The 20,365-nt window shown below is 36.8% G+C and carries 20 protein-coding genes and 2 pseudogenes; 7 read left to right on the plus strand and 15 right to left on the minus strand.

Annotation, left to right across the window (positions count from 1 at the left end; genetic code table 11):
• Positions 1 to 39: 39 nt before the first annotated feature.
• Entirely contained in the window at positions 40 to 468 is a 429-nt protein-coding gene (locus tag RGF10_RS14995; protein ID WP_318503330.1) for a MarR family winged helix-turn-helix transcriptional regulator, read from the minus strand.
• 119 nt (positions 469 to 587) lie between these two features.
• Between RGF10_RS14995 and RGF10_RS15000 the strand changes: the two genes are divergently transcribed.
• Positions 588 to 1,178 carry an NAD(P)H-dependent oxidoreductase gene (locus tag RGF10_RS15000; RefSeq protein ID WP_318503332.1) on the plus strand — a complete coding sequence of 197 codons (591 nt, stop codon included), beginning with the start codon at positions 588 to 590 and terminating at the stop codon, positions 1,176 to 1,178.
• 123 nt (positions 1,179 to 1,301) lie between these two features.
• Here the strand turns inward: RGF10_RS15000 and RGF10_RS15005 are convergent, their stop codons facing one another.
• Together RGF10_RS15005 and RGF10_RS15010 are read right to left on the minus strand one after the other, a co-directional pair.
• The gene (locus RGF10_RS15005; RefSeq protein WP_318503334.1) at positions 1,302 to 1,430 is read right to left on the minus strand and encodes a hypothetical protein; all 129 of its coding nucleotides are present in this window, start codon (positions 1,428 to 1,430) and stop codon (positions 1,302 to 1,304) included.
• A gap of 295 nt (positions 1,431 to 1,725) precedes the next feature.
• Complete coding sequence (locus tag RGF10_RS15010; protein ID WP_318503336.1) at positions 1,726 to 2,889, minus strand: DUF4317 domain-containing protein; 1,164 nt, start codon at positions 2,887 to 2,889, stop codon at positions 1,726 to 1,728.
• 257 nt (positions 2,890 to 3,146) lie between these two features.
• Between RGF10_RS15010 and RGF10_RS15015 the strand changes: the two are divergent.
• A pseudogene (locus RGF10_RS15015) lies at positions 3,147 to 3,867 on the plus strand (urease accessory protein UreH).
• Positions 3,868 to 4,098: 231 nt separating this feature from the next.
• A complete protein-coding gene (locus RGF10_RS15020; protein ID WP_318503338.1) occupies positions 4,099 to 4,734 on the plus strand; it encodes a class I SAM-dependent DNA methyltransferase in 636 nt (211 codons plus the stop codon).
• Positions 4,735 to 4,829: 95 nt separating this feature from the next.
• On the opposite strand, the gene RGF10_RS15025 is transcribed toward RGF10_RS15020, so the two are convergent.
• Positions 4,830 to 5,444, minus strand: coding sequence for a class I SAM-dependent methyltransferase (locus tag RGF10_RS15025; RefSeq protein ID WP_318503339.1), 615 nt, complete (start codon positions 5,442 to 5,444; stop codon positions 4,830 to 4,832).
• 267 nt (positions 5,445 to 5,711) lie between these two features.
• A pseudogene (locus RGF10_RS15030) lies at positions 5,712 to 7,072 on the minus strand (IS1182 family transposase); the annotation flags it as partial.
• A gap of 275 nt (positions 7,073 to 7,347) precedes the next feature.
• On the opposite strand from RGF10_RS15030, the gene RGF10_RS15035 reads away from it, so the two are divergent.
• Complete coding sequence (locus RGF10_RS15035) at positions 7,348 to 8,076, plus strand: cell wall hydrolase (protein WP_318503341.1); 729 nt, start codon at positions 7,348 to 7,350, stop codon at positions 8,074 to 8,076.
• 114 nt (positions 8,077 to 8,190) lie between these two features.
• On the opposite strand, the gene RGF10_RS15040 is transcribed toward RGF10_RS15035, so the two are convergent.
• The gene (locus tag RGF10_RS15040) at positions 8,191 to 8,589 is read right to left on the minus strand and encodes a DoxX family protein (RefSeq protein WP_318503343.1); all 399 of its coding nucleotides are present in this window, start codon (positions 8,587 to 8,589) and stop codon (positions 8,191 to 8,193) included.
• Positions 8,590 to 9,059: 470 nt separating this feature from the next.
• Between RGF10_RS15040 and RGF10_RS15045 the strand changes: the two genes are divergently transcribed.
• The gene (locus RGF10_RS15045; protein ID WP_318503345.1) at positions 9,060 to 9,785 is read left to right on the plus strand and encodes a MurR/RpiR family transcriptional regulator; all 726 of its coding nucleotides are present in this window, start codon (positions 9,060 to 9,062) and stop codon (positions 9,783 to 9,785) included.
• A 603-nt stretch (positions 9,786 to 10,388) separates the two neighbouring features.
• Here the strand turns inward: RGF10_RS15045 and RGF10_RS15050 are convergent.
• The 6 genes from RGF10_RS15050 to RGF10_RS15075 form a co-directional block, all read right to left on the minus strand.
• Entirely contained in the window at positions 10,389 to 11,585 is a 1,197-nt protein-coding gene (locus RGF10_RS15050) for a CynX/NimT family MFS transporter (protein WP_318503347.1), read from the minus strand.
• Positions 11,586 to 11,687: 102 nt separating this feature from the next.
• Positions 11,688 to 12,197: a hypothetical protein gene (locus RGF10_RS15055; RefSeq protein ID WP_318503349.1), complete on the minus strand. Its 510-nt coding sequence runs from the start codon at positions 12,195 to 12,197 to the stop codon at positions 11,688 to 11,690.
• Positions 12,198 to 12,350: 153 nt separating this feature from the next.
• Positions 12,351 to 13,607 (minus strand): ammonium transporter, encoded by a 1,257-nt coding sequence (locus RGF10_RS15060; protein ID WP_318503351.1) that lies wholly within the window; start codon positions 13,605 to 13,607, stop codon positions 12,351 to 12,353.
• A gap of 18 nt (positions 13,608 to 13,625) precedes the next feature.
• Positions 13,626 to 14,045 carry a hypothetical protein gene (locus tag RGF10_RS15065; RefSeq protein WP_318503353.1) on the minus strand — a complete coding sequence of 140 codons (420 nt, stop codon included), beginning with the start codon at positions 14,043 to 14,045 and terminating at the stop codon, positions 13,626 to 13,628.
• 197 nt (positions 14,046 to 14,242) lie between these two features.
• Positions 14,243 to 15,508, minus strand: a complete 1,266-nt coding sequence (locus RGF10_RS15070; RefSeq protein ID WP_318503355.1) for an MFS transporter — start codon at positions 15,506 to 15,508, stop codon at positions 14,243 to 14,245.
• 358 nt (positions 15,509 to 15,866) lie between these two features.
• Positions 15,867 to 16,292 carry an OsmC family protein gene (locus RGF10_RS15075; RefSeq protein ID WP_318503357.1) on the minus strand — a complete coding sequence of 142 codons (426 nt, stop codon included), beginning with the start codon at positions 16,290 to 16,292 and terminating at the stop codon, positions 15,867 to 15,869.
• A gap of 346 nt (positions 16,293 to 16,638) precedes the next feature.
• Here RGF10_RS15075 and RGF10_RS15080 point away from each other — a divergent pair, with 346 nt between their 5' ends.
• Positions 16,639 to 17,559, plus strand: a complete 921-nt coding sequence (locus RGF10_RS15080; RefSeq protein WP_318503359.1) for an HD-GYP domain-containing protein — start codon at positions 16,639 to 16,641, stop codon at positions 17,557 to 17,559.
• A gap of 98 nt (positions 17,560 to 17,657) precedes the next feature.
• Here the strand turns inward: RGF10_RS15080 and RGF10_RS15085 are convergent, their stop codons facing one another.
• The 3 genes from RGF10_RS15085 to RGF10_RS15095 all read right to left on the minus strand — a co-directional run bounded on the left by RGF10_RS15085 (position 17,658) and on the right by RGF10_RS15095 (position 19,169).
• Positions 17,658 to 17,957 (minus strand): CBO0543 family protein, encoded by a 300-nt coding sequence (locus tag RGF10_RS15085; protein WP_318509490.1) that lies wholly within the window; start codon positions 17,955 to 17,957, stop codon positions 17,658 to 17,660.
• The gene (locus tag RGF10_RS15090; protein ID WP_318503361.1) at positions 17,866 to 18,225 is read right to left on the minus strand and encodes a hypothetical protein; all 360 of its coding nucleotides are present in this window, start codon (positions 18,223 to 18,225) and stop codon (positions 17,866 to 17,868) included. Before RGF10_RS15090 ends, RGF10_RS15085 begins: the two co-directional genes overlap by 92 nt.
• 161 nt (positions 18,226 to 18,386) lie before the next feature.
• Positions 18,387 to 19,169: a PfkB family carbohydrate kinase gene (locus tag RGF10_RS15095; protein ID WP_318503363.1), complete on the minus strand. Its 783-nt coding sequence runs from the start codon at positions 19,167 to 19,169 to the stop codon at positions 18,387 to 18,389.
• A gap of 325 nt (positions 19,170 to 19,494) precedes the next feature.
• Between RGF10_RS15095 and RGF10_RS15100 the strand changes: the two genes are divergently transcribed.
• Positions 19,495 to 20,325, plus strand: coding sequence for a DeoR/GlpR family DNA-binding transcription regulator (locus tag RGF10_RS15100; RefSeq protein WP_318503365.1), 831 nt, complete (start codon positions 19,495 to 19,497; stop codon positions 20,323 to 20,325).
• Positions 20,326 to 20,365: the final 40 nt, after the last annotated feature.

Here is a 20,365-nt window from a genome sequence, read left to right on the forward strand (position 1 = left end):
AAAAGCCGTTTCCACTAAAAGTGAGAAACAGCTTTTGTTTTAATAAAATATCTTTTTTTGAAGCAAGTCGATTGCCTGCTGAATATCCTTCAACTCTTCTGCCGATAACCCCTTAATACGCTGAAGTAAATGAGCCTCTGCGCATTGAAAAGTTTCCTTCATCATGAGTACTCCGTCTTCTGATAGCGTAATATATTGCTTTCGTCTATCTTCCTTATCATCTAATTTTCTGATTAAGTTTTTCAAGGTTAACTTCTTAATTTCACGACTTGTATTTGGTAAGGACATATGGTGACATTCACTAATCTCACTTAAGGTCATCGGTTCACTTACTGCTAAATGTTCAAGCATACTATATTGAATTGGGGTAATCTCATCAGATTTACAGTTTTTTGTTAACTCGTATGTCAGACGATGAACGGACGCTGAAAAAGCAATGAATTTTTCAAAGAAGACTTTTTGGACCATTAGTACCACCTCTTATAACAAAATAACAAAATAATTATCAAAAAACAATTATCAATTGACAACAAATTAAATTGACCTTACTATATTGTTATCAAATGATAAGTTTAAGGGGTGGTTTTATGAACGTATTGATTATTTACGCTCATCCGAATCATGAAAGCCTTTGTTATGGATTTCTTCAAAAGATAATTAGCGGAAGTAAAGAGAATCAAACCATTCGTGAGATACAGGTGTTAGACTTATATGAAGAAAATTTTAACCCCCTGCTCACTTTTAATAAGGAAAAACGCCGGCGCGATATGCATCGGGACCCTAATCTAGAGAAGTATCGAAACCAAATTTTGTGGGCCGATAAACTAGTATTTGTTTATCCAATTTGGTGGGGTAGACCGCCTGCCATGCTACTTGGTTACATTGATCAAATGTTTGCTTCCAATTTTGCTTATAAAGATAAAGGGAAATATCTTTCAGAGGGATTGTTAAAAGGAAAATCGGCTGTCTGCGTTTCAACCATGAAAGGCCCAACACTTTACCCATTGTTTCTATTAAATAATGCGCATAAAACTTTAATGAAAAAAGCCCTTTTTCAATTTGTTGGGATAAAAAAAGTGAAATTTTTCGAGTTCGGTAACATGGAACAGCCAAATGGAAAACAGAAGGCCAAATTAAACAAGGTGTTTCAATATTTTCGAACGATTAGTTCGTTATAATCACAAGCACAAAGACAAAGAAATTGATACCGTCCAAAACAAACCTCTTTGATTTAGCAAGGCAATTCGGGGTGACAGACCATCGGATTCTGATTAGTGCCTGTCACCCAATTTTCAAACTAGTTATTTATTTTGACTTTTTTGGGCTTTTAATGCGATTTTTTCGAGTCCATTCCCTCTTGCTTCCGCGAATTCTACATCTGCTTTTGGTAAAGCGTTGTCCTTTTTAGCTTGATTTTTATTATTAGCCATTTTTTCACCATCCTTGTTGTATATTTCGATATGTCCTAATGGATGCTGAAATGGATCCTACGCTTATATCCTTGCCCTATTTCTTCCATTGTTTATATTCAGCTCCACGATTTTAGTTTGCATCCTTTTTTGTACGCTATGCTATTTGAATTCCCTTAGATATTGCGGTTCGTTTTTAATACTGAGAAAGTCAGATAGCTACATCTAATAAAAATTGGCCCCCACCCTTGTGAGAACCAACTTCAATTCTAATAATTGCTATTTATAAATTTAAGGAACCTTTCCCTAAAACCGTTTAGAGAGTCTCTGTTTCAAGTTTGAAACCTTCCAAAATGACATCTTCATCGATTTCAAGCATTAGACATCGTTTTCCCTGATACATTATATATTTTACTTTGTGCAGTTCTTTCGGATTAATTGATACATCTGCAACACTTGTATTGATTTTAATCTTCTTTGGAATTAAACTGCTCGCTTTAAATTCATGATTAGCATCATCGACCACAGCTTTAAAGGCATGTTCCACCTTAGCAGTATCAACATTTTCGATCCCGCTCACCGTTAAGATGCGTTCAACATCCTTATAATCCAACATCGGAGGTTCGCTTTCTTCTTGTTCAGCACTGTCCTGCACCAGCTTATCAATTTCCTCATAAACATTCGTTATGACCTTAGTATCAACCTCGTCTCCGACCACATTAATTAAGATTTGCTCAAAACAGCCCTTATTTTCCATCGCCGTAATAATGCCTTCACAATTGAGAACATCGAAAACAAATGTTTCACTCGGTTCATTGACTTTTCCAGAACAATATAGGATGTGATTCACATCTGCAGCATTATCATTAAAAGCCGGGAACAAAAAACCTGATAAAGGCTGAGCTAAATTAATAATTGGATCAAAGGCGTTATTAGGTTTGAATTCTTTCTCGATATAATCAAACAGCAAGGCCTTTTTCGGTTGGTCTGATTTGTTTTGACTGCAAAGGATAAATTCATTGGAGTAAACTTCATCATCCCCGCCCTCTTCAGATTCAGCGTTTCGTTTGCTAGTCGGTTTTCGTAATTCTCCTCGAATGAAGGTTACCATTGTATCGAATTCATAAACAGTATGAGCATACATCTTCTCAACCATTTGAAGCATATTTTCAATCCAAGCCTCAGTTGTGTCCAAATGTAACCCTTCATAAAGAATCGTTTGTGCGCTTCCTTCGACATCCCGTTGAAATTTGAGTTCAAACAGTTTAGTATCAAGCTCTCCAGTTAAAACCTTTTTAAAGTTTGTCAAAAACAACTCTTGTGATTCTTGTTCCATCATTTGAAAGGGTTGACAGACATGATGGTAAATCTCACCTGACTCTTTCTTAACATAAACATTTAAAATTTCTCGAATTCTCATAATATGATCATTATCTAGCTTGAATTGCTTCCGAATATTAGCGATGTCCTTTTTATTCATACGACTCAACTCCCATCCATGATTATACTGTTCAAAAAGAAAAATAGTAATACTTGATATTTTTTACTCTTAGAAAAATAATCTTCAATATTGTCAGATTACTATAGAAAAAGCTATGCTATAATTTCATAGAGACGTTTTGAAATGTGTAATCCTTTTAATGTTTTATGATTGTTGGCAATTACGAGATTTTGGACACACTCACCACTTGCTCCATCGTTGGTTGTTAAGTCTACATATTTAGGGGAGGTACATCAATGGAGATAGGTTTTCTCACCATCCTTTCATTAGGATTTGTCCTTGGCATTAAGCATGCGATTGAACCCGATCACGTCATCGCCGTTTCAACCATTGCCAGTCAAAGCAAACAATTATTTCGTTCAACCTTAGCAGGTGTTTTCTGGGGATTGGTCATACCGCAACGTTATTAGTTTTTGGAATAGTCCTTATCTTAATGAAAGGAGAAATCCCAGAAAAATGGGCAATGTCATTAGAATTTTTAGTAGGCATTATGCTTGTGTATCTGGGCGTTAAAACAGTCCTTTCATTTAAAAATATCCATTTACATCGACATAAAGACGATGAAAATGAACAACATAAGCATCTCCATTCTCATGTACATATGGGTCATCATAATCATAAACACAAACATAATAAAATTTCCTATTTAAATTCAATGTTGATAGGTATCGTTTCACGGTCTTGCAGGAAGTGGAGCCATGGTCCTATTAACGATGAGTACCGTATCAGGCATTTGGGATGCAGCCATTTATATCATTATTTTTGGTGCAGGAACCGTTATTGGAATGCTATTTTTTACAACCATTATCGGGATTCCATTTGTCCTTAGTTCGAAAAAAATAAGCCTCAATCAAACACTCACTCAACTTACCTGGTCTAATTAGTATCGTGTTCGGGATTTACTACATGTACAACCTAGGGGTGACAGAAGGATTATATAAGCTGTGGATCCAATAGGGTTAGCTTTCTTGATCTAAATCTGATGCTTAGGCAACCTACATATACGTTGTATTCTTAATTATATTTATAAAATACGCTGGTTTTCCGATCTACTCTTTCGGAAAGCCAGCGTTTTTTTATTTGAATCGACAAACCTTCATACACCAAATAAAAAGTTACATGTATTGCTTTTAACTCATACTATACAAATATGATTTATTGACATTAAGTTAGGGAGTGAATTAGGTTATGGGTCTGGAATTTGTTGATCTTTTTGATCATTGGGCGGAATCATATGACCAATCGGTATCAGGTAATGACCTTGAATATAGAGAAGTTTTTTCTCACTATGATGACATCCTTCAAGCAGTTGCCAAACTTGTGGAAGGAAACATTGTTGAGTTTGGTGTAGGTACAGGCAATTTAACACAAAAGCTTGTTGAGAAAAGCTGTAACGTGGTTGGATTTGAACCCTCTTCATCCATGCGAGAAATAGCGAAAAATAAATTATTTCAAGTTCAAATTGAAGAAGGTGATTTTCTTCATTTCAAAACAATGCAGACCATAAATGGATTTGTTAGCACCTATGCTTTCCACCATTTAACTGATAGCGAAAAAGCTGAGGCCATTTCTTTATATCGAAAATGCTTAATTAAAGGTGGAAAAGTCGTTTTTGCAGATACTATTTTTGAAAGTGAAAGTCATAAATTGCAAGCAATCAAAAATGCTCAACAGCAAGGCTTCCTAAACTTAGCGAAGGATCTAGAAACTGAATACTATACAACCATTCCCGTTTTAAAGGCTGTTTTTCATAAACATGACTTCCATGTACTGTTTAAACAATTAAATCCATTTGTATGGTTGATTGATGCGACAAAATTATAAGCTATTTTGTTTTCCAAGACCAACTTGTGCCTTCCTCCAAGGTTGGTCTATTCTTAGGTTTAGATTGAATTCTTTAGTTAAATCAACCAGATTAATTAATTTTCAAATGCTGTATTTTTACTATTTCTTAATTTCGCAATAATAAAGAGATCCTTATAGAATTTTTCGATTTTTTCAATCGACATGCCATGAGCGCGAAATGTATTCAAGGTTTCTCTGTTCAAACAGCAGCCATCACAAATTTTCTTCCATGCTGGTGTAAGCATATTCTGTAGCGTGGATAATGCTTTATTTTCCATCTTAACATGTTCAAAGAGAAGAATTTCGCCTTCAGGCTTACACACTCTTTTCATCTCTTCAATGGCCTGTTTCATATTAGGAATCGTGCAAAATACAAGCGTCGCAACGACCGTATCGAATGTATTATCATCAAATGGTAATTGCTCAGCACTTGCCTTAACAATTTCAATCGGCACCACGGCCTGTTTATGCTTTTCCTGCGAACGGTCAATCATATGTTGGCTTGGTTCAATTGCCATAACGTGATCAACACCTCTATATAATGGAAAATTAATTCCTGTTCCGGAACCAAGCTCAAGCACTCTTCCATGTGCGCTTGCTAAAAGTTCAATTCGAACTTTTTTAAATTTCGACTGTTCTAAAGGGCTCATAAAAAAATCATACCACCGTGCAAAAGAACTACTCATCATTTTAACCCCACTTCACTGCGATCCAGTGAACTTCTGTATTATTATTTAAATTTAAGCAACATAAATCCATATTACAATAAGTGAATACCTTAAACCATAAAATCTAGAATGGCAGAAACAAGTTGGGGCGAAAAACAAAAAACTAGTGGGAACATCTCAGGTTGTTGAGAAAATGGTTTTATTCAACTCAACCTGACTGTTCCAGGAAGAACAGATTCGGTCTAGATTTATGAAATTAGTAAAAAAGGAGAAATTCCCCATCTTAGATTGCTTGGCAAGGTGCCTAGCAATCTTCTTAAGGTTCTGTGCCACTGCCGTCATGAGTGCTTGTTCCTGGGTTTTCTCTTTTCCGGAACCTGGCAACGGCGAAGCCCATGGAGTGTTTTAGCATCCGCGAAGCTTCGCTCTATAGTTTGGCAACGTAATTGGTATATGTCATTCCCTATCTGACTTTGGCGATTTTGGACTACCCTTTCCTTGTACGTTTCCCATATATGGCGTTGAATAATTCTTTGCTTATTCGCACTTGAGGTACATTGTTTTAGGAATGGGCATTCCTTGCATACATCCGAATCTGACCGGTACTCTTTATACCCCTGACGGTTTGTGGTGCCATAGTTTAAGGTTTTGCCCGCTGGGCAAATATAAACATCGAGTTCAGTGTCGTAAGTGAATTGGGATTTAGAAAATTTGCCATCTGTGTTTGGTGCTTTACGCTCTGCAATAACAGGGAAAAGGTTCATATCCAGTGTCTTTTTACAAATGTATGCCGTGAAGTATCCCGAGTCCAAAGCTAATGCTTCTAAGGTCTTTGTAAAACCAAATCTTTCAATCTGACTTTTCAGTCTTTCCAAATAAACGGTTGCGTCGTTGACGTTACCTGGGGTCACGAATACATCTGTAATAATGTTAAATTTGTGATCAACCGTACAATGATCCAAAAAGAAAAAACCTTCTGGCTTTCCCTTACGGTTCATAAATCCGCATTCAGGATCCGTGGTACTTTTTTTCAGTTTCTTTTCTGTTGTAACCTCCCTGGCTGGAGGTAAGGGCTTTTTTCCGTGTGCTTCACGATCCTCGTTCACTGCCTTTTCGAGTTCTACCAAATACTCGTGCGGTTGGTCTGTCACCACCTGCATGGTATAAGCATTCTTGTTAGCATTTGCCTGAATATGGGTGGAGTCGGAAATGAGGAGACGCCCAGCCACCATATGATGATGAATCGCTAAATGTACTACTTCATCAAAAATATCCTGAAAGGCGGTTGTACCTTTAAATCGGTTATTTCGATTCCAACTGATCGTTGAATGATCAGGCACAGAATCTGAAAAACTCAATCCTAAAAACCATCTATACGCAGCATTAGGAATGATTTCTTGCTCTATCTGTCTTTCAGAGCGGATGCCATAAAGATATCCAATTAGCATCATTTTGAACAGAACAACCGGATCAAGCGAAGGCCTTCCTTTGGTTTCACTGTAAAAAGGACGCACCTTTCCTCTGATGAAGGAAAAGTCTACGTGTTCATTAATTAACCGAAGGAGGTGGTTCTCGGGAACCAATAATTCTATATCTACAAGTTCAAGTTGGCTTGTTTTAGATTGATTTGAATTCGTACGATTTAGCAAGATAGTCACGCCTTCCAAGTTTTTTCTATATCTAAATTATACCAAATTAACGCGTTAATTCGGTGAAAAAACGTGACTTTCTCAACAGCCTGAACATCTTCCTCTATTCCGTAAATATTGGATCAATATTTACATCAACATGATGAATGTGTCATAAATTCTCCACAACTGTAATCTTGTCATAAAAGCATAAAGAAATGTAATGAGCTTGTTCTTAACTCTAATATTTGTCCGTGTTAGTGTATTACTATACGATTTTTAAGGAGGTAGCTCACATGAAAAAAACGAATTTCAAAAAATTCATCGTAGCTTGTGTAGCTACATTTACATTTATTGGAGTTCATAACAATAAGGTCGAGGCAAGCGCCGAAGATCAAGTTATAAATAAAGGACAGCATACTGATCAAACAACGGTGGAAGAAACTTCACAAGCAAGTACTGATACTACCGATTGGATTAATATTGAAGAAATGCTGCAAAAGGAAAATAACCCCTTTGTCGTAGCCATTGAATCATTAATCCCCATTACGACAAATTCAGAATATAAATTATTAAATGGTACTAATCAAGGAGCACAAACACGAGAAATTGAAGCTAATACACTTGTAAAAGAACCCGTGAAGCCCGCTGTTACCATTTCAGAAGCGGAACAAGATTTATTTGCCCGCTTGGTTGAGGCTGAAGCCAAGGGTGAGCCGTATGAAGGAAAATTAGCAGTTGCAACAGTTGTATTGAATCGAGTTGATTCACCTGAGTTTCCAAATAGTATTACAGATGTCATTTATGAGGTAGTTGGCAAAAGCTATGCCTTTTCACCTGTACAGAATGGCGAAATTAATAAACCAGCATCCGATGAGGCTAAACAAGCCGTAAATGAGGCACTTACTAGAAAAGATCGTGTAAATGATAGTATATATTTTTATAATCCAGAAATAGCTACAGACGAATGGATTCGTTCACGCCCAGTTGATACTACAATTGGGAACCATACTTTTGCAAAATAAACAAAGAAAGAGTCGTCGATTATGACGGCTCTTTTCTTTGTTTATTTGATTATTAAAATATGGTGCCGATATTTGCAAATCGTTTCGTTTTAAGATTCTTTAATTCGAGATAAATTAGAATAAAAATGCATCTAATGCATATTGACCCGGACCAATTAAGGCAAGTCCGATTGCTACTGCTAATAAGGTTAAGTTATATTCGTATCCATTTGATGTGGACCATAATCCATTAGAACCATGAACCTTAACTATCGCTATTACCATCGTTCCTGCAATAATAAGTCCGGCAAGTGGAGTTAAAAGTCCTAAAGCTAATAATAATCCACCAATAAGTTCTGATAAACCAGCGAATAGAGCAACTGTTACACCTGGTTTCATACCGATTGATTCAAACCAGCCTCCAGTACCCTTCAATCCGTATCCCCCAAACCAGCCAAATAATTTTTGAGCACCATGACCAATGAATAATACACCAATTACTAAACGAATCAATAATAAACCAAAATCTAACATGTTTTTATTTCCTCCTAATTTTCTTTTATCTCGAATTCGAGATATATTTTAAAAAAATATTTGTTTTGTTCTATAAGTGCTTAGTTCTGAATACACCCCGATATCCCAATCAATTTATAGATAGAAAACACACGTATTTTCTTTTAGACAATTCACCTCTTGAAAAATATTTTTAATTTGAATATCTCGAACATGAGATAATATTAATACTAAATCATTTTTGTGTCAATCATTAATTTCGATATTTTATAAAGCATGTGCTTGTTGGGTAACTAATTGCTTTAAAAAACTACAAAAGAATGATCATGAAAATTTAAAAACTAGAAAATATATGTCGAGTAGCTCGGCTTTAATACAAAGATGGTATTTGTTACATCAATGTAACGTAGTGTATCTTTTAGTGGTGGTATGGTAATATAGTGTTATTGTGTGTTTCAGTAAGATTTATAAAGAAGGAGAATCAAACTTTCATGTTCTCAACCGATGTTATAGCTTCCTTTAATGAGTTAGAAGCTTCTATATACAACTATGTTTCACAAAATGGAGAAAAAGTTGCGTATATGCGGATTCGCGAACTTGCGGATGAAACTCATGTCTCAACCGCAACCATCTTACGTTTTTGTAGAAAACTTAATTGTGAGGGATTTTCCGAGTTTAAAGTAAAACTGAAAATGTATTTAGAAAAAAATAAGAAAACCGTGATTAAAAATCCCCAGCATTCAATTGTTGAGTTTTTTGAGAGGACGTTAAAAGGAGATATAGAAGAAATTATTAAGGAAGCAGCCAACCTCATTCATCATGCCGATCATGTTATTTTTATCGGAATCGGCAGCTCTGGCATTTTAGCAGAATATGGTGCCCGCTATTTCTCAAGTTTAGGTAAGTTCTCCTTATATATTAAAGACCCGCTTTTCCCGATTCACTCTAAGATTCGCCATAACAGTGTAGCCATTGCCCTGTCTGTCACTGGAGAAAATAATTTTACCGTCACTCACCTTCATCAGCTTAAACAAGAAGGTAGCAAAATTATAAGCATTACAAACAATAAGCTTTCCACCATTGCCAAAATCTCGGAAATCAACATTCCCTATTATGTATCAGAGGAATTTATTGAAGAAGCTAATATTACTACTCAAGTACCAGTGGTTTACATATTGGAGAGCTTGGCTCGTGAAATATATCGGCTAAATCAGTAAGCCGGTATATTTGTGGTTGGCTTATCGTTACCTTCTCTACACTTTTTTCGCGGTCAAGGGCACGACCACTCGCTTATCGTTACCTTCTCCACATTTTTTTCGTGATCAAGGGCATGATCGCTTCTCTATCGTTACCTTCCAATACTTTATTCGCGATCAAGGGCACGATTGCTTTTCTATCGTTACCTTCCCAACACTTTTTTCGCGACCAAGGGCACGATTGCCTCTTTATCGTTACCCTACCAACACTTTTTTCTAGGCCAAGGGCACGATTGCCTCTTTATCGTTACCTTCCCAACACTTTTTTAAAGACCAAGGGCACGATTGCCTCTTTATCGTTACCCTACCAACACTTTTTTCTAGATCAAGGGCACGATCGCTTCTCTATCGTTACCTTTCCAACACTTTTTTCAAGACCAAGGGCACGATCGCTTCTCTATCGTTACCTTCCCAACACTTTTTTCGCGACCAAGGGCACGATCGACTCAAAAAGTATCTAGGAAACTTCCCAACGACATACCATGACGCCGAATATCCTGCAACAGCAGTAAAAAAGGCATATAAAAAACAGGTGGCTAAACGAATCAGCCACCTGTTTTATCACTAGTAAACATACTTATCTCGACCTGCGAACACTCCAAATAGAATCATTAGTATTGTAACAACTAACATCGAAACTAAAGGAATGGTCCAATCATCAGTCATATCATATAAATATCCGATCACCAAGGGGCCGACTGCTGCTAGTATATATCCGATTGATTGTGTCATACCAGATAATTCTGCAGCCTGGCGTGCATTCCTTGCGCGAAGTCCTAAAAGAGTTAATGCCAATGGAAAACAGCCACCCAAACCGATTCCTAAAGACATGATGCTCAAAATCATCATTAAATTGGAATGGCTCCATAATAATCCGGCAAACCCAATGACAGAGCAAAAACCAAGCGCAACAACCAGCCATTGTTGAGAACGGAAGCGCCCTGCGATAATGGGAACTACAAAACTAAAGGGTAAACCAATTAGCTGTGCTAACGAAAGCAGCCAGCCAGCACTCGCCATACTGATTCCTCTATTAATTAGTATTTCTGGTAACCATGCAATCGTGACATAAAACGAAAAGGATTGTAAACCTAAGAAAAACGCAATTTGCCATGCCAGCAACGAGCGCCAAATTTGGCTCGATTGAACTGTTTTCACCTTACCGTGACTACCATTATTAAATTTATCAAGATAAATCCAGACAACGATCGCCACAACGACAGGAATACCCCAAATAATTAACGAATTTTTCCAGCCGAGATTTAACCCACTTGCTAAGGGAATACTTACTCCAGAAGCCACCGAGGCCATCAACCCCAATGAGGTTGAATACACACTTGTCATCAGACCCACCTTGGTTGGGAATTTTTCCTTTACAATGACTGGCAAGAGAACATTACATATCGCAATCCCAACCCCAACAAATAAAGTCCCAGCAAAGAGGAAAAACTTTATTTCTGCGAACCTAATGATTATCCCAAATAAAAGGCTTAGTAAGCCAATTAGTAACGCCCGCTCATTTGACAGGGCATTTGCTAACTTTGGAACAAGTGGAGACACAACTGCAAATGCAATTAAAGGAAGGCTCGTTAAAAAACCAACACTCCAATGAACGAGCTGTAAATCATTCTGAATTAGCCCTACTAATGGCCCAATTGAAGTAATAGCTGGGCGTAAATTAAATGCCACAAGGACAATACCTGTAATTAGAATATATAGATATAATGATTTAGATTGTGCAGTTGATTTTATCATTTCCATAGAGAGTATCTCCTTTTCCTTAAACACCTCTATTACAATAGCACATTGTATGGTGGTGTGCACAAGAAATGTTTTACCGAGATACCTTTCTTTTTTCCAAAACTATTCTTCAAGGCTTATTGGTTTTAAATCCTTGACTCCATCATCCAACGGTATTAATTTTTCCCTAATAATTTGAAAAATATATAATAGTGAGTCCAGAACAGTGAAAACCAACATCAGTTGGATCTTCTTCATCCGTACTAAGGAGGCTAAACCAAACTTTGTTAAGTAAGGGACGACAATATAGGTAAACAGAAAATGAGCACCAAAATTTATCATGATATATTGATTTAATTTTCCAAATGTCCACTTTAGTATCCATAATGACCCTACAAAAAACGGCCCCCACATGAACGGTATGACCCCAGTTGCATTCGGGATAAGCTGCACATACCACCACCACCATTTCCTTTTTTTAGCCATCACATTCACACGTTGAACCATCCATACACTGAACAAAGCAGTCGGTAAAAACCGTTTAAGGTCCCTGTTTTTTAGTAGTGGAATCGTCATCCACGGAAGAACCATGATTAGTAGCAGAAATATTTTCGGATACTTTATTATTTTCATAAATACCCCCCTGTTCAATCCATACGGTGTATCTTTCCCATTTCTTAACAGCATCATGATAATTATAATTGTGGTGGAGCGAAATTATTGTGTCCTATTTTTCCCATCGCCAAAAAGAAATAAAAAAAGAGCAAACCCGTCAAGGTTTACTCTTTAAACATGATCATCATCGTTTAGTGAATGTATCAGCGGTTCTTTTAACTCAATGAATTCTGGTGATGCATGGGTTGCCATGATTCCATGGTAACTAATATCCAGTCCCACTTCCTCTTCTTCCTCGGTTGAGCGAATCGGAACCCAAATATTAATTAATTTTAGGCTCAGCCATGTTAAGGCAAAACCCCAAGCACATAAAACAACTAAACCTATTACCTGAACAGCTAGTAAATGCCAGCTTCCTTCTGTAAAAAGGCCGCCATCACTTGCGAAAAGTCCTACCGCTATTGTCCCCCATACTCCAGACACTGCGTGAACAGGGAAAGCACCTACTGGATCATCTATTTGTCTAGCTTCTAACCAGTTTGTTGCGGTCATCATTAATACACCAGCCACAGCTCCGATTAAAATCGCAAGCACATCGCTTACAAAAGCACAACCTGCAGTTATCCCAACTAAACCAGCGAGCGAACCATTGATAACAGATGGGGCATCGGATCGTCCATAACGAAAAAGTGTATAAAACATTGTTGCCGCACCACCTGATGCCGCAGATAGCATGGTTACGATGGCAATATGGCCAATCCGTACGTCGGTTGCAGCAAGTGTACTACCTGCATTGAAACCAAACCAACCAAACCATAATAAAAATGCTCCCACAGATGCCAGCGGCAGATTGCTCGGTAATGCAATCGAACTCGTCCCAATATCAGAAAATTTCCCTTTTCTCGGTCCAATTAGAATAGCAGCCGCTAATGCAGCAAAGCCACCCAAAGCATGAATAACAGCTGATCCAGCAAAGTCCTGCATCCCTAAATCACCTAACCATCCGCCCCCCCAAACCCAATGGCCAGCAATGGGATAAATGAAGGAAGTCATTAGGATAGCATAGAGCAAATATGCACGAAAACTGACCCGTTCCGCCACTGCTCCAGAAACAATCGATATTACAGCTATAACAAAAGCACCTTGAAACAACCAAAATGTATCTAGTGAAATGGTAAGGTCAATATGCGATAGATTCCCTTTAATAAAGAAACCATTTGAACCGAATAGACCTAGTTTGTCCGAACCGTACATTAGTCCAAATCCGATTGCAAAATAACATAGTGTCCCAATCGTAATATCTGCAAAAACCTTCATGATGATATTCACACTATTTTTAGCGCGAACAAAACCCGCTTCAAGAAGGGCGAACCCTCCCTCCATCAATAAAATCATCGCAGCAGTTAATACAACCCAAACGGTATCCATTCCTGGAACTGTAAAGACTCAATATTCACTTAGACGAACCCCCGCTTCCTTCCAAGCTATTACTTCTCCCATTAAAAGCCCAGATAGGAAAACCTCTTCTATGTTTGGCTCTGAATGGACTAAAGAAATCAGCTTTTCTAAACCAGAAATTTTTTGTTTAATTTTTTCGATACTTTTAAATCTTTCCTTTACATAGACCATATATTCGACTGCTTGATGATGACTTGGAGCTCGACTAGTAAACAGTTTTTTAATCGGAGACAACGATCGGTACATGGCATCTTCCACTCGTCTTTTCTCTTCGTATTTAATAATTTTTTCCTTAATCATCTGGATTTCTTCTTCTTTATCCCTCTTGATGCTGTGTAACGCAGTGATGAATTCATTTGAATTGATTTGAAAAACATTTTCTTCATTCACTTCATCAATTAAAATCATGTTAACTCTCCTTACAAAACGTGTCACTTCTTCTACCATTATATAATAACTTTTTAAGGAGTCAATATATTAAAAATATTTTGCTAGAATCTTAGAATAAAGAAAATTTTCATTATTTTCTAATACAATTATCGCATTATGGAGAAAAAAAATAAGCAGGAACCTCAACTGAGTTCCTACTTATTGAAAATATATTTTTATTTTTCTAAAGGGTGTAATTTAATACCGAAGGATGATTTTCGCATTCCGGCTTTCATTGTTTTTTCCATTGGTCTTGTTTCCGGGAATGTTGCCACTAAGAAAATGTACAAGCTTGAAACGGAAATAAAAAATATCATCGCTGGCACATAGCCTGATGAGCCTAAAATAAAGCTCCATGTAATAGTAGCAATGGTTTGTCCTGCATATGCTAATGCCCAAAATAATCCGAACATAATCGTCAATCTTTGTGGTGTCATCCCTTTTAATTCATGCGGGAGATTTAAAAAGATTGGGTATTGGATAAACATCGCAAAGCCAGAAATCGCAATAAACGAATAAGCTAGAAGCGGATGAGTTTTGGCAAAAAATAACGCGATTGCAAATGCTCCAACCATCGCAACTCCTGAAAGGACTAGTGTTGGCTTGCGACGAATCCCTTCATTACCGATTCGAATCCCAACAAATGTTCCTAAAATTCCAAAGCCAGAAATTAATAAGTTTGTGATTGAGCCGTTTAGTAACGTATATTGATCAAAAATCGCTTTAAAGCTTACAAGTGACAATACATAAAGAGTTAAAAAGGAAGCAAACGCCAAACCATAACGCCATAAAAATGGATCCTTTAGTGCGTCTTTATAACCATATTCCTCCATTTGTCCGTCATTACTTGATGTTGTTTCAAAATTCTCTGCTTTCAACAGCCAGCCTACAAAAAACAAGATTGTTAATGAAGCAAATACGGTTAGGGTTAAACGCCAATTCGCCACCATTTGCTGTGCAAATAACGTAAATAATACCGCCACAATAAAAGCTCCAACATTATAAGCTACAGTGTTTGCTGCATTAATACGCAGCTTTTCTTTTGGGTTTGTTACATAGTTAGCAACGACTGGATTCATATACACTATGACCATTGAGCCACCAACAGCCATAACCATTCTCGCAACTGTGTATGCCCAATAATTAGGTAGATATATAGCCACAAGCCCCATCATTAGTAAACCAATTGCTGTACCCGCTGCTTTTTTCGGTCCCAGTTTCATTAAGATTACTGCCGCTAAAATATTAGCAAAAACACGAGCTGTTGTAATAGAATAATTAACTAATTGTGAAATAACAGGATTTACTGGCCCACCAAAAAATGTTTCCGTGATTTGCGGTGTTAAAGACGATCCAGCGACCCAGTTCATCGCAAACGTTACATACGCTAGCCATAGCACCGCCATCATAAAATACCCTTTGTTTTTGTTTGTTGTTTCCATAATGCCACCTCATTTATGATGATATAGTTTAAGATTTATCACTAAATCTTAATTGACAAATATTAGTTTGTGAAATAATTCACATAATCTCTTGATGTAAGTTAGTATAGCACCATCTTGTGAAATACTTCACATAAAATTGTTAACAAAATATGTATATTTTGTAAGCCTTTGCTGTAACCGATATCATTATTTCGCTTTGATATTTGCACTTTAATCGCAAGCACAATGAAAAAAACATTTTTGCAAAAGTCGAACAAAAAAGAACCTATTAAAAGGTCCTTTTGAGCTATAATCTCAGTTGATTCGTCACGTTAATAGATTTCCTGTTTCTTAAATACGATGACTTTGAAGGAATTTAAACATTCTTACTGCCTGCCACTCCATTAATGGAGTAGCTTGCTATAATTTGGGCATTTAATGAATGAGCTACTGAACAATATTTATCTTTAGATAACGTTACCGCTCTTATCACCTTATCTTCAGGGAGATTTCCTTCAAGTGCATAATGAATATGAATGGTTGTAAATCTTTTCGGATGGTCTTGTGCTCTGTTGCCCTTGACTTCGATATTAAAAGAAGTCGGATCCAGCCTCATTTTTTTCAAAATCGAAATAATGTCAATACCTGTGCAGCCTGCTACAGCATTTAACAGTAGCTCTGTTGGTCGAGCTCCAGTATCTTCACCACCCATTTTTCCAGATGCATCCATTTTCACAACATGGCCAGATGGATTTTCTCCAGTAAACGCCATATTTCCAGTCCATTTCACCTTAATCTCCATCCAACGTTCACTCCTTTAACTAAATATGATATATTCTACGCTTAAATGTAACTATAATAACGATTTTCCTACTCAGTTAGGGCGATTCAAAAAATATTATTCCATATATATAGAATAAAATCTTATCCGAGGTGACATATATCATAGTCACAAAATTGTAACAATGTTAGAATTAATAAACACTCAATTTACTTTTTTTATCATTTTAATGTGAAAAATGAATATTAAATTCAAAAACCTATAACATTACTGATGCATATTAAATCTTCGTATTAGTATCCAAAGAGATATTCTCATTTTACCTTTACACGGTACTATCATGACAATCATTCGGAGGTAGTTTGTTATGTTTACTAGGTTGCTTCAACACCCCATTCATTTTCGATATGCCTTTTACGCCCTTATGCTTTTTAGTATTGTTATAAATGGATTTGTCTTTGAAAATGAAAACAACTTTTATATTCTCTATATTTTTTCCTCTCTATTTCTTGGTATTGGTTTTTATTCGATGGCGAATTGGGCTATCACAATCCTTACTGTTCTCTTAGTATTATGTCGATTTTTCCTCATACCTGAACCTTCACATAGCTTCATTACCTTTATCACCTATTTAATGACTTATTTATTAATGACTTTTATTTCAGTTGGCTTAATGCGAAATGCACAGAAAATTAAAGAAGAGCAATTATCACTTACTACAGCCCTCTCAAAAGCACTGGACTCACGTGATGCATATACATCATTCCATTCTGTCAACACCTCAAAGTATGCTGTTGAAATTGCCCAAAAGATGAAGTTGCATGAGGATATGATTGATTCAATTCGAATTGGAGCATTACTACATGATATTGGAAAAATTGGGATACCTGAGGATATATTGACCAAGCCTGGTAAATTAACAAAAGAAGAATTTAATATTATTAAAAATCACCCTGAAGTTGGACACGAAATGATAAAACATGTTACAAGCTTAAAGGAAAAAGGAATTTTGGATATCGTTTTATATCATCATGAACGATTTGATGGAAAAGGATATCCATTGGGGCTAAAAGGAAACGAAATCCCATTACCTGCACGAATCGTAGCTTTAGCTGATGCATTTGATGCAATGACTAGTACACGAGTCTATAGAGATCCCCTACCAATTGACTATGTTCTTAATGAAATTTTTTGTAACAAAGGAACGCAATTTGATCCCGAGGTCGCGGATATTTTTTTAAGCCAATTTCCTGACTTTTCTGGTTCTTTCCAGGAGAAAGTATCTTGAATGTTATTAACACACTTTAAAAATGCTTGTGTCATATCCGCAAGCATTTTTTTGATTTTCATTTTAACTGTGGCTGATTTGAATATGAAATTAATACTTCAGGTTCCAGTTTGATTAACTTTATTAAATGAACTTAAATGACAAAACCAATGTGCAATAAGGTAAAAGATCGTTAGGATAATAAAAGAATACGTATAGGCCCAATCCACCTTTTTATACAAATCAATCATCGACAGGATTGGCAGACCTATATAAGCACCAAACCCACCAAAAGTAAGTGCCTTTATGGCTGGATGAATATTAGGTTTATATTGTAACAGCAGCATAACGATAACTGGTAGAAATGAAAGTCGAAACGAGAAGTTTATTGTAGCGACTGGTACTACCTTTACCTGGATAGGCCCATTTCCCGAAACTTACCCCAATCGTATCAAGAATTTCGGATAACACCATGACCGCTAACCCTGCTGAAAAAATACGAGCAGAACATTCCCGATTTCGAACGATTCCCCAAACCGTCCATGGCACCACTATCATCGCTAATGCAATCCACCATTGCCATGTAAAGAGAAAGGAATCTTTAACAGCTTCCACGATTAAATCGTTGGCATCGGTAATCATTTTGGTCGCAGTGTTGATTTGGTCCAATCCCTCTTGATAAGACATTTAGTTCCCTCCTACTTAACTGTCATATTTATAGTGTTTACCACTAAATTCCTCACTATTCCAGACCGTTGAAAAATAGAAAGCAAATCAGTCCCACCCAAAAATGAATATCGCTGCAGTGAATCTATGTTTTAAAATTTGTTCAGATTAATTCCTGAACCCTATAGTGAACCAAGTTTAGTTGTTGATTTTGCCCCTACTTCGTTGGCGATTTCGAGATATTCTTTCAATTGATGATCGTTTTGTGGGATTCCTTTTTCGTGAAAACAGTACAAGATAGTAGATAAGAATGCATCCCCCGCTCCAGTTGTATCGATTGAATTCACTTTGAGACCAGGAACTGTTATTGTTTTACCACCATGAAGGACTTCCGCACCATCGCTGCCGCGTGTTATGAAAAGAAAAGGAATGTCCCATTTCTTCAGTTGCATTAAGCCTTCGTTTATTGTTTTTGCTTCTGTTAAAAATAATAATTCATCTTCCGCCATCTTTACGATATCTGCTTTCCTAATATAAGTTAATATCGTATCACGGCAATTTTCTTCGCTATCCCAGCGTTTCAGACGAATATTTGTATCGAAAGCAACGATGTTTTTATATTTTCTAGCATAGTTTAACGCTTGTTCAGTTGTACTTTTCGCAGTGGAATGAAACAATGTACCCGAGCCGAAATAAAAAATTTTTCCTGCTTGAAATGGATCCTCATGCAATTCGGATGAAGTTAGCCATTCGTCAGGCGTTTCGTTTATGTACGCGTGAAAATATCTGTCACCAACCTCATTAAGATGTACATATACACAACAAGCCTTCTTTTGAGGGGTGTGAACACAAAAATTTATATTAACCTGTTCTTTTTTTAGTTCTTTTTCTGCGAAATCACTATTTTCATCCAATCCTAACTTACAAAGATAATAGGAAGGTAGCCCGCTGCGGCTAATCCTCACAGCGACATTTACCGTGGCACCCCTAAAAAAGGCTGATAGCTCATATTTGACTGCTCTTTAGAAATGAGATCAACAATAACTTCACCCAAAGAAACGACACCTTGTTTACCCAAATTCATTCTCCTTGCTTATTGTTTTTCTTAAAATCATGCACCCTTCGATGATGACCTAATCTAAGCACACAAAAATACTGACCAATTTCTACACGGGAAAGGAAGCACAATCTCTCCGTTTACTTTTACTTACTTTTACTTAAATATAATTGATTTTACTTATTTTTTGTGTATAATTACTTATAAATACTTATAAAAGTTGGTGTTTTTACTTGTTTCAGGAGGAGCGATTAGCATTAATTTTAGAATATCTTCAAAAAAATAACCGGATTTCGGTCGAACAAATTTGCACCCTTTTTCATGTATCCCGGGATACTGCTAGACGTGACCTCGTCAGGCTTGAAGAAGATAAAACCATAGTGCGTACTCGAGGCGGTGCGATTTTACCCACGGTCCATCATGAAATTAAGGATTACAGTAACCGACTTCACATTGTTTCCGAGGAAAAAAGAACAATTGGACAAATTGCCGCTTCTCTCATTACATCAGGTGACAGAGTCATTTTGGATGCGTCAACGACTGTGCAATCGTGTGCAGAACAGCTAGGACCTATTGATTGCACTATTATAACAAATTCAATTAATCTAGCCGAAGTGCTCTCGAGCAACCCAAGTGTTACGATTCAATTGTTAGGAGGAACTCTTCACAAAGAGCATCGTTTTTTATATGGATCTTCCGTAGTTGAAAAATTATCTGAATATATTGCCGACAAAGCCTTTATCGGAGTGGTAGGAGTATCTGAACACGGCTTAACGCTCGCACATGAAGAGGATGGCATGGTAAAACGGAAAATGATTAAACAAGCAAAACAAGTAATTGTCCTTGCCGACCATACTAAACTTGGGAAAACTGAATATTTCCGTTTTGCTAATCTTGCTGATATCGATCTTTTAATTACCGATCAAACACCTCAGCAGCAGTTTTTAGATTTGTTGAAAGAACACAAAGTCGAATTATTAACTACAGATAATCCTGGACAAAGAGTGTCTTTAACAGATGATGATATGGTTGTAGGTATTATTTTCATTACGTTATTGGCGTGACGCGTAACGGCGGCGTAACAATAGAAAAAGCAAGGGACGG

Origin of the sequence: Bacillus sp. T3 (genome assembly GCF_033449965.1) — a bacterium.
Classification (GTDB): Bacteria; Bacillota; Bacilli; order Bacillales; family Cytobacillaceae; genus Bacillus_BU.